Origin of the sequence: Yersinia vastinensis (assembly GCF_044905075.1) — a bacterium.
Taxonomy (GTDB): Bacteria; Pseudomonadota; Gammaproteobacteria; order Enterobacterales; family Enterobacteriaceae; genus Yersinia; species Yersinia vastinensis.
The window spans coordinates 1,355,510-1,373,131 of record NZ_CP173260.1 but is presented as its reverse complement, the minus strand read 5'-3'; the positions used below and the strand labels follow the sequence as shown (position 1 = coordinate 1,373,131).

The following is a 17,622-nucleotide window of genomic DNA, read 5'->3' as shown; positions in this document are numbered from 1 at the left end:
ATAATCACTCCCTATTAAACCTTACGTTCCAACGATTAGAGTTCATGCCCTAATTTTTGACGTAGGTACGCTCCGGCCCCCAGCAAGCCGGGCTGCTGATGCGTAATCATGTAAACGGGAATATCCTGCAAGAAATCTTTGAAACGCCCTTTATCTTCAAAAGCACCACGGAAGCCAGAGGCTTTAAAGAACTCCATAAAGCGCGGCACGATACCACCAGCAATATAGACGCCACCAAAGGTACTGAGATTCAGTGCCAGATTACCGCCAAAGCGCCCCATGATCACACAGAACAGTGATAGTGCGCGGCGGCAGTCGGTGCAGCTATCAGCTAAGGCACGCTCGGTCACATCTTTAGGGGCAAGATTCTCTGGTAGGCGCCCATCAGAAATCACAATCGCCCGATATAAATTGACCAACCCCGGTCCGGACAAAACCCGTTCAGCGGAAACATGGCCCAGTTCATGGCGCAACACCGCCAGAATTTGGTCTTCTTCATCACTGTTGGGGGCAAAATCCACATGCCCACCCTCACCCGGCAAGCTTATCCAACGTTTGTCCACATTGACTAAATGCGCCACTCCCAACCCTGTCCCCGCACCATAGACGGCAACAGGCTTACCTGGCTGTGGTGATGTGCCACCAAATTGCAGAATATCCTGTTCTGAAAGCACCGGAATCGCCATTGATACCGCCGTAAAATCATTGATAACTTCTAAATGATTCAGCCCCAAACTTTTCTGCATTGCCGCAATAGAAAATGCCCAAGTATGGTTGGTCATCGCCACCCAATCCCCGGTAATCGGGCAGGCAATGGCAATACAGGCATCAGTGACAGTAACCTGATGTTCTGACAAATATTGCTTAATCACATCTTCCAGACTGTCGTATTCCAGACCTGAATATGTTTGTGCTTGTGATAGTTCGCCCGTCGTCACAGCGCAGAGCGCCAAACGGGCATTAGTGCCGCCAACGTCACCCACCAGGGCATAGCTCGTCATCAGAAACTTCTCCATTACAGGGATTCTTAACTTCAACTACGCTCACTGTAAAATCAGGTTGGAGAAACAACAATCTCATTGCTGTAAACCCTTTCGCTTTGCGATAAAGATCACAAAAAAACGTTTCAGCAGCAGCAAATTGCCGCGACTGAACACGAAAAAGGGGATATCGTTTTGAGGAAATTAGTTCGAGCTACGCCCTTTATCAGACGCTGGGGTCAATGTACTTGACCGGCGGGAACGAATAATCCGCATCCGTAAGCTATCATAGGCCCAGTTGTAACAGACGGTGTATGGCAGAAAGAACAGGAAGAAACCAATCTCCAGTATAAATGCCTGTAACAATGAAACCCCTAATACGAAAGCAGCGATAGGCAAGCCAATCAGGATAAACCCACCTTCAAAGCCCAAAGCATGCAGCACCCGCACCAATGCCGTTTTTGCCACCCGGCTCACTGGCCAGAAGTAGTCAAACAGGCTGTTGTAAATAATATTCCACAGCATCGCCACTGAAGAGAGAATGACGGCCAATGCCCCCATTTGTAAAATAGGACGATCCAACAGCCACGCTGCAACAGGGGCAGAAATAGCCACCGCAATCACTTCAAAACCTACGGCATGAATAACTCGTTCAAAAAAAGATCTGTGATGGACTTGCATAAAACACCTACATAATTAACCGATAATATCTTGTTGATGGTGATTATCATCGTTTTTTAAGATAGATTAAAAATAGAACCCATCGATAAAATAGATAGTTTATGCACTATTCTCCTGAGGCATTAATTGCGTTTGTTGAAGCCGCAGCACTTGGCTCCTTCTCAGCCGCAGCCCGTAAACTTCGTAAAAGCCAGTCAACCATCAGCACTGCTATTGCCAATTTGGAGGCTGATTTGGGCTTGACGTTGTTTGACAGGCAAGCGCGTCAGCCAGTGTTAACTGACCATGGGCGCCGTGTGCTGTCTCATGTGCAGGAGATTCTGGCCGCCAGTGAACGGCTGGATAATTTATCCATTAGGTTGGCCGGTCAGGTTGAAACACGGCTGACGTTTGTCCTCTCTGACACTTATCAACCCACACATCATGAAAGCCTGTTGCGCCGCTTTGAGCAGCGCTACCCCGATATTGAATTTGAGTGTTTGATTGCCGAAGATGACGATGTCATAGATTTGCTACAACTGCGCCGTGCGCATATTGGTGTGGTGGAGGTTCAGTCGCACTATCCGCCGGACATTGCAGCCAGCCGTTTAGCCGCACAAACTGAAATGGCGATATTTGTCCAAGCTGACCATCCGTTAGCGCAGTTTTCCCACGTTCGTCCTGAGCAACTGGCAACCACTCGCCAGCTTCGCCTCAATACATACAACCGCACGGAGCGTAATCAGTCACAGGGGCTAATGTGGTCAGCGCCTAGTTATTTAATGTTACTGGAAATGGCTGAACAAGGTTTTGGCTGGGCCATTTTACCGCGCTGGCTAGTTGAGCAATATAGTCATAGAAAACTGGTGGCCTTGCCCACCGCCGGCTGGCCAAAGATGATCTCAATTGATGCGGTTTGGTCGAAAAAAAGCCCACCTGGCCCGGCAGGCTATTGGTTATTGGATCAATTGACTGGCAATACCAATACAGATAAATAAACCGTTAAAGCACTGTATTTCGGGCCTGAAGAGATTTAGCGATATTGATAAGTAACTCTGGGGCATCCATTTGTGGTAATACCACTTCGATAAAAGCCAACTGCTCAATATTCTCGATGTCTGCCAGCACCTGCTGCAATTGATCAACCTGAGTTACCGTCGCCGTAAAGGATTCTTTACCCTTAGCTAAGGCTTGTGGTAGCTGTGACCAGTTCCATTCGGCCACATCGTTATAGCGTTGCTGTGGCCCGTTAATCATCCGTTCTACGGTATACCCTTGGTTATTCAAGAGAAAAATAATGGGATTTAAGCCACTGCGCAGCATCGATCCTAGCTCTTGAATGGTTAATTGTGCCGCCCCATCCCCCAGCAGCAATATCATTCGCCGCTGAGGTTGCGCCACTTGTGCGCCATAAGCTGCGGGTAAACTAAAACCAATTGATCCCCATAATGACTGAGTGAAAAGGATACATTCTGAAGGTAACGTCAGTGTCGCCGCACCAAAGCAAGAGGTGCCCTGATCCGTCACCACAATATCGTTCGGGCGCAGAAAATGTTGGATGTGATACCAAAATGCCTTTTGATCCAGAATGTTATATTGTGGTGCCTCCAACACTGGATGAGCGATCATGGAGGGTTGCCACTCATCTTGCAGTGATTTGCACAATTGATGCAATACCTCCACAGCGACCACCATGGGGATTTGGTTGAACACTTTTTGCCCAATACGCACCTGTTCTGGTTGGATATCAATACAATTATCCTGGGTAATATGCTGGCTGAATCCGGCAGTAGTGGTATCGACAAACCACACTCCGACGGCGATCAGCACATCAGCCTCTTCGATATATGCTTTGACGTTGGCCTCACTGGCCGCACCAGCATAAGTGCCGATAAACATCGGGTGCGTCTCATCCAATAGCCCTTTTCCCATCAATAACGTTGCATGTGGCAGATCCACCTCCGCCAGCCAGTGACGTAACGGTTGTCGGGCACCAAAACGATCGGCCAGAAAATCAGCTAATAGGGCTATCCGTTGCGCCGACTGCAATTTTTCGCGAGCGGCATCAGTAAATGCCTGCAACGATGTCGGCGATAAGAGAGGTTGCGGCAGAGACAACTCACCCAAAGATGTTGCCACATCAGCTTGTGCAACATCGGCGGGCAGTTGGAGATAAACAGGGCGTCGCTGGCACAATGCTGCCACAAGCAAGCGATCTATTTCGGCTACCGCATTCTTGGCAGTCAAGTTGGCCTGCGCGCAGGTAACCTCTTTTGCCATACGGGCAAAATGACCAAAGTCACCGTCACCTAATGAGTGATGCAGCAATTCTCCCGCCTTTTGTGCATCTAGTGCAGGAGTGCCAACAATATGAATAACAGGAAGATATTCAGCATAACTACCTGCTATTCCATTAATAGCGCTTAACTCTCCGACCCCTACAGTGGTTAACAATGCCGCAGCAGGCATGACACGGGCATACCCATCTGCGGCATACGCCGCATTAAGCTCATTAGCGCATCCCATCCAGTGGATAACGGGATGATTTATCACATGATCAAGAAAATGAAGATTGAAATCACCAGGAACACCAAAGAGATGTCGGACACCTAATTGCGCCAAGCGATCCAGTAAGTAATCCGCCACTTTGTAGCTGCTGACCATAACCATATCAACCTTAATGCTGATTATCGTGAGATAAGTATTAAGCAAAACATAAATATATCTAATATTTTTGAATTATTAATTAGCGCGTACTGTCATCTTTTGCTGACATCCCGACTTCAGTCATAAGCATCATCACGTCAACAAGAGATAACGTGATCTCACTAGCTTACGCAGCGGGTGAACACGCATACACTCAAGTGTCGTTTATTCTCATCAATAAGGGTCATCATGGTCTATCAAGCAGCCTCCTCCCGCTATCAGGAAATGGAGTACCATCGTTGTGGTCGTCATGGGCTATTGCTCCCGGCTATTTCACTTGGACTATGGCATAACTTTGGTGATAGCACGCTGTATGAAAATAGCCGTCATTTGGTTCTCCGAGCTTTTGATCACGGTATTACCCACTTTGATTTAGCCAATAACTACGGCCCTCCCCCCGGATCGGCTGAACTGAATTTTGGTCGTATTTTGCAACAAGACCTGCGCCCTTATCGCGATGAGCTGATTATCTCCTCCAAGGCAGGCTACACCATGTGGCCCGGCCCTTATGGTGATTGGGGTTCTAAAAAATATTTGGTGGCCAGTATCAATCAAAGCTTGCAACGTATGGGGTTGGATTATGTTGATATTTTCTATCACCACCGCCCAGATCCCAATACGCCATTGGAAGAAACGATGGCAGCGCTAGACCTGCTCGTACGGCAAGGTAAGGCACTGTATATCGGCTTGTCTAACTACCCGGCGACACTTATGCGTCAGGCTTGCGAAATTTTGGCGCAACTGGGGACTCCATGTCTGATTCATCAACCCAAATACTCAATGTTTGAGCGCTGGATTGAAGCAGATCTGCAAAATACGCTGGAGGAATATGGGGTGGGTTCCATTGCCTTTTCTCCACTGGCTGGCGGGTTATTAACTGATCGCTATTTGACTGGCATCCCATTAGACTCACGAGCCGCCAGTGACAGTAAATTCCTCAATCCTGAACAACTTACAGCGGAAAAACTGACGAAAGTGCGTCAATTGAATGAGTTGGCATTAGATCGTGGGCAGAAGTTGTCGCAGATGTCTTTAGCTTGGGTCTTACGAGGTGGGCGGGTAACCTCGGCTCTGATTGGAGCCAGTAAAACGAGTCAAATCGATGATGCCGTCGGCATGCTGGCAAATACTGAATTCAGTGAAGCTGAGATAAAAATTATCGAAGACATTTTGGTGTAAACGTTTCCTCTCCTATCATCAAACAGGGGCTAAGTGCCCCTGTTAACGTCCTTTCATCATCCTCACAGATAATTCCTAAATCTTTATTTTACAGTTTTATCCGAATCCCAGCGGGGACCGCACTGTTTAAGATGGTGTCATAGCCATAAGGCCAAATAAGGATGAATGATGATAAAAGCGGCCCTGTTTAAATCGACGCTGTTGAAACTGAGTGTCGTGAGACCGAGAAGAATCAAGCCCTTGCTATTGATAACTATATTAGCTTGGTTCCCTCTCATTCCAATGGCAAATGCCGAGAGTATTGAATTGCTACCCAGTGTGTCTTTGCAAATTGGCGAACAAGACCGCAGTGGTAATTATTGGGATGGTTATGATTGGCGCGACCGGCAGTGGTGGCACAACCATCAAGGCCGAGATTTAGGTGAACGAAACCGCCACGGCCATTACTGGGATGGTCACCGCTGGCAAAATAGAGGTTGGTGGAAAAAGAATTATTACTACCATGAAGGCCGCTACTGGAAATATGACAAGCACGCCAAAAAGCAACATCGCGGTCATGGAAAAGGGCATGGTCATCATCACGACTAAGTCACGTTTGTTGTCAGGCGGGAGTTTGCCCCACCCGCCTTATGGCATCATTGTCTGTCGTTGACTAAAGCAAACCCACAAGCAAGTATGCATTTAATCCAACCACGACCAGCACAATCAGTTTCCCCAAATTCTGAATCAATTTTGAGTTAACCATATCTCCCATCAATTCTTTATTGCCGGTGAAAACCAGCAGTGGCACCAATGCCAGTGCGATACCAAAACTGAGCAATACCTGACTCATAACCAGTATCCGGGTAGCATCTAACCCCGCTAAAATAACAATAAAAGAGGGCAGCATAGTCACCAGACGACGAACCCAAATGGGAATGTAAAACCGCACAAAGCCCTGCATAACCACTTGCCCAGCTAACGTCCCGACCACTGTTGATGAAAGCCCGGCGGCCACTAAACTTAAGCCAAAAATAGTGGCGGCAGCATTCCCCAGCAGTGGTTGCAATGTTAAATAGGCTTGTTCAATCTCGGCAATACTGCCGTAACCATTGAAATGAAAAGCTGCTGCGGCTGTTGCCATCATCGCCAGATTGACGAAACCGGCGATGGTCATCGCAATCGCGACATCCAATTTCGTCGACGCATAACGATCCGCTTTAGAGCTCTCCCCTGCCGTTTGCGTCAATGAAGAATGCAGATAGATAACGTGCGGCATAATGGTGGCACCCAATACCCCGGCGGCTAAAAACACCGCATCACGGTTAGGTAAATCTGGGACTAACATCCCTCGCCCTAGCGCTGCAATCTCAGGGCGCGAGAAAATAAGCTCAACAATGTAGGCGGCAGCAACAAACAGCAACAACCCACCGATGACCAGTTCGAGCGGTTTTTGCCCACGGTTTTGCAGCATGAGAATGAGGAATGTTGCGATGCCCGTCAGTACCGCCCCTTCCAAAAGAGTGACACCTAAGAGCAATTTAAAGCCGATCGCCGCACCGATAAACTCAGCCAAATCCGTTGCTATTGCGATTATCTCGGCTTGCACCCAGTACGCCCAAACTACGGGACGGGGGAAACGATCTCGAATGTGTTCAGCCAGATTTTTACCCGTTGCAATACCGAGTTTGGCAGAAAGTAATTGGATAAGCATGGCCATGATGTTGGCCCAAACAACTACCCATAAAAGGGTGTAGCCAAATGAAGCGCCCGCTTGAATATTGGTGGCAAAGTTACCGGGGTCAATATAACCAATGGCCGCGATAAAAGCAGGCCCCATCAGGGAGAGCTTAATCCTCCTTGATGTACGGCGGGATGTATCGACAGCACGGCTATTCAACATTCAGTATTACCCTTGGGGAATTTACGGCTACTCTCTGATCACCAATAATAGATAAATGATAATAATTATCAAGCGCATTTAGAACGACAAAACTTATCTCTCTGATAGCCAATACCGCATAATTTGCCGTGCAATAATCTTTTGCGCATTGTTTCTGAAAACCGTGCCAAATCTGACATCGCAGCTTCCAAGACTGGGAGCTACAATTATCCAAGCTCATGGATTAAAACTACCTCTTTAGCATATTATTAACATCCTATTTTTTGTGATCTACCCCACTAATTTGTTTGCATTTATGAAAGTGAATTTCTATATTTGCAGCCTACGTCTCGTTTTTAATGTAGCCGTTACATAAAATGTCCACGAAAATCTAGCCTGCCTCAAATTTGGAGCACATATGTCCCATATTCTGCAGTTTGCGTTGGCCTTGATCGTGGTGGCCATATTAGCTCTGGCTGCCTGTAAAGATCGCAAGAGCATCCGCATTCGGTTTGTTATTCAATTGCTGGTTATTGAAGTGTTATTGGCGTACTTCTTCCTCCATTCGGAAGCTGGATTAGGTTTTGTGAAAGGATTCGCCGGCTTATTCGACAAATTACTCGGATTCGCTGCTACCGGTACTGACTTTGTCTTTGGCAATATGGGGGATAAAGGTCTGGCGTTCTTCTTCCTGAGAGTGCTGTGCCCTATCGTCTTCATTTCTGCCTTAATCGGTATTTTGCAATACATCAAAGTACTGCCGATCGTTATCCGTATCATTGGTACTTTATTGTCCAAAATTAACGGCATGGGCAAACTGGAATCATTCAACGCAGTGAGTTCACTGATTCTGGGCCAGTCTGAAAACTTTATCGCTTATAAAGACATTTTGGGCAAAATGTCCGAAAAACGTATGTACACCATGGCAGCAACTGCAATGTCGACAGTTTCTATGTCGATTGTGGGGGCTTATATGTCAATGCTGGACGCGAAATTCGTGGTCGCGGCACTGGTGCTTAACATGTTCAGTACCTTTATCGTGTTGTCATTAATCAACCCGTATAAAGCTGAAGAAGAAGAAGAGTTACAACTCAGTAACTTGCATGAAGGCCAAAGCTTCTTTGAAATGCTGGGGGAATACATCCTGGCGGGTTTCAAAGTCGCCATTATTGTTGCTGCAATGCTGATTGGTTTTATCGCATTGATTGCTGCTGTAAATGCCTTGTTCAGCCTGCTGTTCGGTATTAGCTTCCAAGGAATCTTGGGTTATGTGTTCTTCCCGTTCGCATGGATTATGGGCGTTCCGGCGCATGAGGCCTTGCAAGTGGGTAGTATCATGGCGACCAAACTGGTTTCTAACGAATTTGTGGCAATGATGGACTTGCAGAAAGTCGCATCAGAACTGTCACCACGTAGTGTCGGTATTCTGTCCGTGTTCTTGGTTTCATTCGCGAACTTCTCTTCTATCGGTATCGTAGCCGGGGCGATTAAAGGTCTGAATGAGCATCAGGGGAATGTGGTTTCTCGTTTTGGTTTAAAACTGCTGTACGGCTCCACATTGGTGAGCGTATTGTCCGCCTCTATCGCGGGTCTGGTACTCTAATAAGTCGTATCAGAAAGCAGTGAATAAAAAGGCGCTACGGCGCCTTTTTTTACAGCTGCAATTCAAGACCAAACGATTCCCCAAAGTCATTGGCGTTGCAGCAAGGCAGCAAGCGAGCAAGTCCCGATGAGCTGACTCAAGTCAGTGATTCGGGCGCGTGAGCACAGCTAACACCGCTGCAGCGCCAAGACCAAACGATTCCCCAAAGTCATTGGCGTTGCAGCAAGGCAGCAAGCGAGCAAGTCCCGATGAGCTGACTCAAGTCAGTGATTCGGGCGCGTGAGCACAGCTAACACCGCTGCAGCGCCAAGACCAAACGATTCCCCAAAGTCATTGGCGTTGCAGCAAGGCAGCAAGCGAGCAAGTCCCGATGAGCTGACTCAAGTCAGTGATTCGGGCGCGTGAGCACAGCTAACACCGCTGCAGCGCCAAGACCAAACGATTCCCCAAAGTCATTGGCGTTGCAGCAAGGCAGCAAGCGAGCAAGTCCCGATGAGCTGACTCAAGTCAGTGATTCGGGCGCGTGAGCACAGCTAACACCGCTGCAGCGCCAAGACCAAACGATTCCCCAAAGTCATTGGCGTTGCAGCAAGCGAGCAAGTCCCGATGAGCTAACTCAAGTCAGTGATTCGGGCGCGTGAGCACAGCTAACACCGCTGCAGTGCCAAGGACGAAGGGGAATCACCAATCAATACCCTTCTGCGCCTTAACCCCACAATCAAAAGCATGCTTAACAGGCCGTAATTCGCTGACGGTATCTGCGAGGGCAATGAGATCGCGATGACATGCTCGCCCGGTGATGATGACGCTTTGATTCTTAGGTCGTTCTTTTAACGTGGTTATTATTTCGTCTAGTGCCAAGTAACCGTAAGTGATCATGTAAGTTAACTCATCTAGAATCACGAGATGGTATGACGGGTCGGATAACATTCGACGGCCTTGTTCCCATACCCTTTGTGCTGCGAGGGTATCTGCCACCTTGTCTTGTGTCTCCCAAGTAAAACCGGTTTTCATAATATGAAACTCAACCCCGTTGCGACTCAACAGATTATATTCACCACTTTCCCATGTGCCTTTAATAAACTGAACGACGCCAACTTGCTTATCATGACCAACAGCTCGTGCCGCCGTACCAAAAGCTGCTGTACTTTTTCCTTTACCATTACCGGTAAATACAATGATGATACCGCCCGTTTTAGTCGCTTCAGCAACACGCGTTTCAACCTGTTCCTTAATATGTTGCTGCCGCTGCTGATACCGTTCTTCGCTCATTGAGATACCCTCCGCGCAAAAGCTAGTGCTGACAACCTGCGCATACTTTCATCTGAATTAGGTCAAAGAATGAGTTACCTTTATCATCAAGCAAAATAAAGGCGGGGAAATTTTCGACTTCCATTTTCCATACTGCTTCCATGCCCAGTTCGGGAAACTCGATACATTCCAGGCTTTTGATATATTCCTGCGCCAAAATAGCCGCAGAACCACCAATGCTGCCTAAATAGAAGCCACCATGCTTTTGGCAGGCTTGCGTGACTTCATGGCTGCGATTACCTTTAGCCAACATCACTAAACTGCCACCATGGGATTGAAAAAGGTCGACATACAAATCCATTCGCCCTCCTGTTGTTGGCCCCATGGAACCTGAAATAAATTCGTCTGGCTTTTTAGCGGGCCCCGCATAATAGACAGGGTGATCTTTCATGTATTGCGGTAATTCCTCTCCTTGTTCCAGACGCTCTTTCAGTTTGGCATGGACAATATCTCGGGCCACAATTAATGAACCATTCAGCGAGACACGCGTAGAGACGGGATAGCCTGAAAGTTGTCGACGAATTTGATCCATCGGTTGGTTTAGATCGATATTCACCACCGTCCCTTCGTTACTTTCCCGTAAGTCTTCGGGGATATATTGCTCAGGATGCCGCTCTAACTTCTCAAGCCATATTCCCTCTTTGTTTATTTTGGCTTTAATGTTTCGATCAGATGAACATGAAATCGCCATACCTATCGGGCAGGAACCACCATGGCGTGGCAAACGAATAACGCGGACATCATGGGCAAAATACTTGCCACCAAATTGAGCACCCAGACCAAATGCCTGAGAAGCTTGAAGCAATTCTTGCTCAAGTTCGATATCACGAAAAGCTCGCCCGTATTCATTACCTTCCGTGGGCAAGTTGTCATAATATTTAGTTGAGGCTAATTTTGCCGTTTTCAAAGTTAATTCAGCAGAGGTACCGCCGACGACAAATGCTATATGATAAGGAGGGCATGCCGCCGTTCCTAACTCTCTCATTTTTTCAATTAAAAAAGCAGTCAGTTTTTTCGGCTCCAGCAATGCTTTAGTCTCTTGATACAGTGCTGCTTTATTTGCTGAACCGCCCCCTTTATTAACAAACAGGAAAGAATATTCCGCCCCGGTAGTCGAGAAAATATCAATTTGCGCAGGAAGGTTTGTTCCAGTATTGATTTCGGTATACATATCCAATGCGGCATTTTGTGAATGGCGCAAATTATCATCACGAAAGGTGTTATAAATACCGCGAGACAGTGCTTGTGCATCATCAATATCGGTCCACACTCTCTGGCCTTTTTGGGCAATAATGGTAGATGTCCCCGTATCCTGACAGTTTGGTAAAATGCCCTTAGCTGAAATTTCTGAGTTTCTCAGTAGTTGAAGTGCGACATATTTATCATTTTCGCTAGCTTGAGGATCGTGCAAAATAGCAGCAACTTGCTGTTGATGTGCTGGGCGTAGAAAAAATGAGGCATCATGGAAAGCTTGTTGAGAGACTAATGTCAGAGCCTCTGGTTTCACTCTTAATATTTCTATTCCCGCAATTTTAATAGTCGAAACATACTTATCTGTTAGTAAGTAATACTCTGTTTTATCCTCAGTAAGAGGAAATAGTTCTTGATAGGAAAAACCATTTTTATGCATTATTTTCACTCTATTAACCAAATATAAACAGCAGGCAGAACATACTTGTTATTTATATTGAAAAGGGTTTGAGAAATAACATCTTGAATTGCCATATGCATTACACCTCCATTATTGGCGGGATAAGATAAAAAGCAATTGTTCTATCTGCAATACATAATGTTTTCTAGTGAACAAGTCGGTGACGAAATGATATTTATATACACAATTAAAGCATATTGACCACAATGATTTTTATAAATGTCCGTTTAATAAATTATCAGCTAACCCATGTTCTTTTTAGCTCTTCTTCTTTCGATTTCGCATGTACCCAACGGCTGAATTTTTGCAAACTTCTTAACCCTCTTTTGCCATCTTTATAAGTCAGTACAAAATGATTTCCAGTACTCATCGGCAAATCACAAGGAATAACCATATCACCATTTTCTAAATCCTTATGAATGGCAAAGCGAGGTAATAACGCCACGCCCAAATTAGAGCGAACGGCTGAAATTAGCATTGATAAAAGATCAAATCGCGGCCCCATTCGCACTTTGGGATTGTTCACTCCAGAGAGTGCAAACCAATCATACCAAGAGTCTAAACGAGTCGTTTGGTGCAGTAGTGTAAATTCGTCCATCAATTGTTCCGCACGCATAACCTTTTTATCATCGCGCCACAGCATGCGGCTACATACCGGAATCAGTTCTTCTTCAAATAGATGCTCATTTTCTGCCCAAGGGCTGCTGAAATCTTCACGCATAATCGCAGCATCATATTTCAGATTCAAAAAATCTGCAGGTGTCGTGAGAGCAATTAAATTCAGAACAATCTCCGGATGATTCTCATGAAAATCACTAAGATTAGGGATCAACCAATGCGTGCTAAACGTGGGTGTTACTGCTAATTCTAAAATCTGTTGAGTCGATTGATAAGACATAATACTTTGCGTATCCCTTTCCAATTGCTCTAAGGTATCTCTAACTAAGCCAAGATAATAACGCCCTGCATCATTCAGAAATATCCGCTTACGAACATGGTGGAATAGTGAAACGTTAAGTAAATCTTCCAGTGCTGTAATTTGGCGGAAAACGGCACTTTGTGTTAACGCCAATTTTTCGGCTGCTCGAGTATAACTTTCATATTGAGCAACTGCTTCAAATGTCACTAATAAGTCTGTTTTAGGAATTTTGCACCGCATTGTGACTCACCCATTATTTCATGAAATCATTGATTAGATAGCCTGCTATGCCATACCGAGACATTTACATTAGAAATGTAAGACGGATTTTATTTGTTTTTTAACATACACAAAATTATATATATAAACATAGCGATCAGCCATTTTTGTGATTGCCCTCATAATTATCAATAACAAATGTAATATTAAAGTTAAAAAACAAAATAATGAATGAAAACATAATTAATAACAATGCAAAAAAAAATAAAATAACAGACTTAAATTTAAAAATTAATATCATATATTATGAAGAGTTCATTCCTAAAAGTGATTAAATAATGGGAGCAAGGTCATGTATCTCATTCTTCTTTTATGGATAATGATGCTGCGCTCAAGCTATACATTAATTTTTAGATAATAAACTCTTGCGATTTTAAAAAATCTTATGCCTTCGCTGCTATAAAGGTCGTTCTAATGAGTCTAGGAAAAGTATTATTAGTCGGGGCAGGCCCGGGAGATGCATCATTAATCACCGTGAAAGGGTTACTGGCTATCCGTGAAGCCCAAGTTCTTGTCCATGACCGTTTAGTTAATCTTGAGCTAATTGCTCAAGCACCACCTAATTGCCAAATTATTAATGTAGGAAAAGCCTCAAATCACCATCCGATTCCACAGGAACATATCAACCAAATACTGATCGATCACGCATTAGCTGGTAAAAATGTCGTGCGCCTTAAAGGCGGTGACCCCTATGTATTTGGCCGTGGTGGAGAAGAGGCCGAAAGTCTTTCACACCGTAATATCCCTTTTGAAATAGTGCCAGGCATCAGTTCCTCAATTGGTGGATTAGCCTATGCGGGGATTCCGGTAACCCATCGCCACTATGCTTCCAGTTTTCATGTTGTCACCGGGCATATGAGTCAGGGAAATGAACCACAGAATTGGAATGCATTAGCCCAATTAGACGGCACACTGATTGTGCTGATGGGAATGAGCCGACAAGAGGAAATTTGCCAGCGATTAATCAAAGGAGGCAAATCGCCGGAGACCCCTGCTGCTGCAGTGATGTATGCCAGCCACCAGCAACAAGAAATAGCTAAAGGAACACTGAACACGCTAAAAGATGAGATTGCTCGTAAAAAGGTCCATGCGCCAGCATTGTTAGTCATCGGTGATGTGGTCAATCTTAGCGATGTGCTGGCTTTTACTTCTCATTCAATCGACATCAACCATGAGCCACTCTTGCAAGTCATATAATGCATTGTCCGCAAAAGGGTTATCGTTGTAGGGATTATCATTGTAAGGATACTTTTCATGGCTGAAGCACACTGCCCGGCCTCCTGCGGTGAATTACTCCAGGGGTGGATCTTGGGTGGCGAAAAACTGATTTCCTGCCCGATAAATTGGTACAGCAATGTATCTGTGACACAAGGAAAGCCAGGTCCACGCGAGCGGCCTCGTATGCGCCAAATGGTGAAACAAGTCTTGGCGCACTTTGACCAATCTCCTCTCCTTGCTGAGAATATCTGTATCGAGTTCGAATCAACTATTCCGGTCGCCAAAGGATTAGCGAGCAGCACCGCAGATATTGCAGCGACAGCAATGGCCACCAGCCGTTTGTTGGGCCAACCATTAAGTGATGAGTCACTAGCCCAACTCTGTGTGGCGCTTGAACCGACCGACAGCACTATATTTAAGGATCTCACTCTTTTTGATCACCAAACAGCACAAACCCAGCTCTCATTTCCTTGGCTGCCTGACATCGATATTGTATTGCTCGAAAGTTCACAAACAGTGCTAACAGAGGAATTTCATCAACGAAAGCGCCATTCATTGCTGCTGAAACAGGCTCCCTATTTGGTAAAAGCGATGCAACAGTTCCGGTTAGCAAATGAAAGGCGATGTTGTTACACACTTGGAGAAGCAACAACCTTGAGTGCCATCGCCAGTGAGTCACTACTGCCTAAACCCCAGTTCTATCAATTGCTGGATATCGTCGAACACAGTGGCATTTATGGTTTAAATGTGGCTCACAGTGGCAGCGTCATTGGGCTACTGCTTAATCATTGTCAACATGACGTCGAGCGCCTGCTCAGAATGTTGCACCGAAAGCAAATAATTAAAAATTATCCTCGTATGCATTTGGTCAAAATGGTAGCAGGTGGAGTCCGTTAATTAATGTAAGAAGGGTATCTATCTTTCGGATGGCATATTATCAATTTGAGCATGAATATATATTTTTTATATTCAAAAGAACCACCATTAAAATATGATCACTATCACAACTTGAGAAGATAAATAATTTGGCACAGATCACAATTCATCTATAAATATTCACATTGTCAAAAATAACATTTATCCACCCTTATTAACAAAGTGATATATTTTATTTTAACGAATTGATTTACAATGAATTTAATCAACAAAAGCATGTAAAAACTAATAAATATTTTTGTTTTACACTTTTTTCAAGATGTCCTGACAATAAATCAATTGTATTTAATTTAATGGAGAAGCACATTAAACAACAATAAAACCCCAGCAAGTCTCCATCGCATTTATAGACCAGGGGAATGAAATACGTCATTACAAAAAATAATATTATTTAATTTCGCGTGGAGAGTGAAATGCTAGGTTTTACTTTCTGCTCACCAAACAAAAATATAGAGACCGTAATCTACATAGAGGGCTTAACATGCAAAATCCAACAATTGTTATTGGCGTCATTGGTGCTGATTGCCATGCTGTTGGTAATAAGGTGCTAGACCGCGTATTTACAATGCACAATTTCAACGTAATTAATCTCGGCGTAATGGTGAGCCAAGATGAATATATTGATGCAGCTATTGAAACCGGTGCTCAGGCCATTGTCATTTCCTCTATTTATGGACATGGCGAGGTAGATTGTATCGGTATGCGCGAGAACTGCATTGAGCGCGGGATTGGTGAAATATTGCTTTATGTCGGTGGAAATTTGGTGATCGGCAAACATGATTTTTCAGAAATCGAAATCAAATTTAAAGAGATGGGCTTTAATCGTGTTTTCGCGCCAGACACAGACTTGGAATTAGTCTGCTCCCTGATGAAAAGTGATATTGACCATGTCATGCAGGCAGAGGAAACAGCCGAGGGCATGCAATGATCAGCGTTTCTATCGATATTGGCTCCACCTGGACGAAAGGGGCGGTATTTGAAGTAGGTGATAATGACAATATTGTTGTGAAAAACTATGCCTTGTCCCCTACAACCCCCCACCACTTAGCTGAGGGGTTCTTTTCTGTATTAAATAAGATTCTGGGTGTTAGCGATGCACGCCCATTATTGGCCTCTGGGAAGGTAAAGATTGATTACTCCTCCTCTGCTAAGGGGGGGCTGTCTGTTGCGGCTATTGGATTAGTGCCCAATATTACGTTGGAATCGGCTAAAGTGACGGCACATTCCGCAGGTGCCAAAGTATCGCAGCATTTTGCCTATAACCTAAATAAGTCAGATGTACGGGCTTTAGAGAAATCACCACCGGACATTTTGTTATTTACCGGCGGCACTGATGGTGGAGACTGCAGCCACGGCTTATTAAATGCCAAACTCTTGGCTCAATCGGATCTTGAATGCGCCATTATTTATGCCGGAAACCGTGATCTGGATGATGAGGTGCAGGACATTCTCGGCAGTAAAGACTTAACCATTGTTGACAACGTCTTGCCCAATCTTGATAGCCCTAATCCGTATGGTGCACGCAAGGCCATTTGTGACATTTTCTTGCATAAAATTGTGAAAGGGAAAGGGTTAGATATTATCGTCGATCAAACCGGCGAAGAACCATTACCCACCCCCTATTCCGTCTTTGAATTAGTTCAGCAAATTCGCCAACACGTGCCCGATTGGGAAACCTTCATGCTGATCGACATGGGGGGAGCGACTACAGATATCTACTCCTCCTACAATAACCACTTACTGCCTGACACGGTCATGCACGGTCTGCCAGAACCACTGATTAAGCGCACCGTCGAGGGTGATTTAGGGATGCGTGTTTCAGCCATCAATGCCGGTGAAACCGGCGCATCCATGATCGACCATTATTTCGCCCATCAACAAACCAAAATTGATGCTTTTCATCACTATTTAAAATACATCACGACCCATCCAGGTTACGTGCCAAGTTCCGATGAAGAGTGCGTATTTGACCAGTTGCTTGCCGGGATTTGTGTCGGATATGCCTCTGAGCGCCATGCGGGTACTAAAACGCAGGTCTGCACCTGTGCGGGCAATATTGACCTGCAACTTGGCCGTGATTTAAGTCTCGTACAAAAAGTCATTGGCACCGGAGGGTGGCTCTCCAGAGCAGATTCATTTGATATCCATAACTGGCTGAAATATCGCGATTTTGATGATAAAGGCAAGCAAGTGCTGCTCCCCAACCAGTTTGAGTATTACAGAGATACGCAAGGTTTACTTCCCCTGCTCGCTAATGTCGCTCGTCGCTTTCCTAAAGCTGCCGCCCAGACTGGCGTTCGAATTTTGAACAAGTGAAAA

General features: G+C 45.2%; 15 protein-coding genes. 8 read left to right on the top strand and 7 right to left on the bottom strand.

What is annotated here, in order from left to right; all coding sequences use genetic code 11:
- Positions 1-35: 35 nt before the first annotated feature.
- Together glk and ACIOG0_RS06270 are read right to left on the bottom strand one after the other, a co-directional pair.
- Positions 36-1,001, bottom strand: a complete 966-nt coding sequence (gene glk / locus ACIOG0_RS06275; protein ID WP_050101467.1) for a glucokinase — start codon at positions 999-1,001, stop codon at positions 36-38.
- A 183-nt stretch (positions 1,002-1,184) separates the two neighbouring features.
- A complete protein-coding gene (locus ACIOG0_RS06270) occupies positions 1,185-1,661 on the bottom strand; it encodes a multidrug/biocide efflux PACE transporter (RefSeq protein ID WP_128451902.1) in 477 nt (158 codons plus the stop codon).
- Positions 1,662-1,762: 101 nt separating this feature from the next.
- On the opposite strand from ACIOG0_RS06270, the gene ACIOG0_RS06265 reads away from it, so the two are divergent.
- Entirely contained in the window at positions 1,763-2,638 is an 876-nt protein-coding gene (locus tag ACIOG0_RS06265; protein ID WP_050101465.1) for a LysR family transcriptional regulator, read from the top strand.
- 4 nt (positions 2,639-2,642) lie between these two features.
- Here the strand turns inward: ACIOG0_RS06265 and ACIOG0_RS06260 are convergent, their stop codons facing one another.
- On the bottom strand, positions 2,643-4,304 hold the full coding sequence (locus ACIOG0_RS06260; RefSeq protein ID WP_050296390.1) for an alpha-keto acid decarboxylase family protein: 1,662 nt from the start codon (positions 4,302-4,304) through the stop codon (positions 2,643-2,645).
- A gap of 231 nt (positions 4,305-4,535) precedes the next feature.
- On the opposite strand from ACIOG0_RS06260, the gene ACIOG0_RS06255 reads away from it, so the two are divergent.
- Complete coding sequence (locus tag ACIOG0_RS06255; RefSeq protein ID WP_050101464.1) at positions 4,536-5,525, top strand: aldo/keto reductase; 990 nt, start codon at positions 4,536-4,538, stop codon at positions 5,523-5,525.
- A 168-nt stretch (positions 5,526-5,693) separates the two neighbouring features.
- Positions 5,694-6,113: a DUF2502 domain-containing protein gene (locus tag ACIOG0_RS06250; protein ID WP_072086763.1), complete on the top strand. Its 420-nt coding sequence runs from the start codon at positions 5,694-5,696 to the stop codon at positions 6,111-6,113.
- Positions 6,114-6,177: 64 nt separating this feature from the next.
- On the opposite strand, the gene ACIOG0_RS06245 is transcribed toward ACIOG0_RS06250, so the two are convergent.
- The gene (locus ACIOG0_RS06245) at positions 6,178-7,407 is read right to left on the bottom strand and encodes an Nramp family divalent metal transporter (protein ID WP_050101463.1); all 1,230 of its coding nucleotides are present in this window, start codon (positions 7,405-7,407) and stop codon (positions 6,178-6,180) included.
- A gap of 397 nt (positions 7,408-7,804) precedes the next feature.
- On the opposite strand from ACIOG0_RS06245, the gene ACIOG0_RS06240 reads away from it, so the two are divergent.
- Entirely contained in the window at positions 7,805-8,989 is a 1,185-nt protein-coding gene (locus ACIOG0_RS06240) for a NupC/NupG family nucleoside CNT transporter (RefSeq protein WP_050101462.1), read from the top strand.
- Positions 8,990-9,670: 681 nt separating this feature from the next.
- Here ACIOG0_RS06240 and cobO read toward each other — a convergent pair.
- The 3 genes from cobO to ACIOG0_RS06225 all read right to left on the bottom strand — a co-directional run bounded on the left by cobO (position 9,671) and on the right by ACIOG0_RS06225 (position 13,110).
- The gene (cobO, locus tag ACIOG0_RS06235; protein ID WP_050101461.1) at positions 9,671-10,261 is read right to left on the bottom strand and encodes a cob(I)yrinic acid a,c-diamide adenosyltransferase; all 591 of its coding nucleotides are present in this window, start codon (positions 10,259-10,261) and stop codon (positions 9,671-9,673) included.
- Positions 10,262-10,283: 22 nt separating this feature from the next.
- Positions 10,284-11,930 carry a fumarate hydratase gene (locus tag ACIOG0_RS06230; RefSeq protein WP_050295779.1) on the bottom strand — a complete coding sequence of 549 codons (1,647 nt, stop codon included), beginning with the start codon at positions 11,928-11,930 and terminating at the stop codon, positions 10,284-10,286.
- A 259-nt stretch (positions 11,931-12,189) separates the two neighbouring features.
- Positions 12,190-13,110 carry a LysR substrate-binding domain-containing protein gene (locus tag ACIOG0_RS06225; protein WP_050101459.1) on the bottom strand — a complete coding sequence of 307 codons (921 nt, stop codon included), beginning with the start codon at positions 13,108-13,110 and terminating at the stop codon, positions 12,190-12,192.
- A 453-nt stretch (positions 13,111-13,563) separates the two neighbouring features.
- On the opposite strand from ACIOG0_RS06225, the gene cobA reads away from it, so the two are divergent.
- The 4 genes from cobA to glmL all read left to right on the top strand — a co-directional run bounded on the left by cobA (position 13,564) and on the right by glmL (position 17,619).
- Entirely contained in the window at positions 13,564-14,346 is a 783-nt protein-coding gene (cobA, locus tag ACIOG0_RS06220) for a uroporphyrinogen-III C-methyltransferase (protein WP_128451901.1), read from the top strand.
- A 57-nt stretch (positions 14,347-14,403) separates the two neighbouring features.
- A complete protein-coding gene (locus tag ACIOG0_RS06215) occupies positions 14,404-15,264 on the top strand; it encodes a GHMP kinase (RefSeq protein ID WP_050101457.1) in 861 nt (286 codons plus the stop codon).
- A 520-nt stretch (positions 15,265-15,784) separates the two neighbouring features.
- Positions 15,785-16,231, top strand: coding sequence for a methylaspartate mutase subunit S (gene glmS / locus ACIOG0_RS06210; RefSeq protein ID WP_050101456.1), 447 nt, complete (start codon positions 15,785-15,787; stop codon positions 16,229-16,231).
- A complete protein-coding gene (gene glmL, locus ACIOG0_RS06205; protein WP_050101455.1) occupies positions 16,228-17,619 on the top strand; it encodes a methylaspartate mutase accessory protein GlmL in 1,392 nt (463 codons plus the stop codon). The genes glmS and glmL overlap by 4 nt, the downstream gene beginning before the upstream one ends.
- Positions 17,620-17,622: the final 3 nt, after the last annotated feature.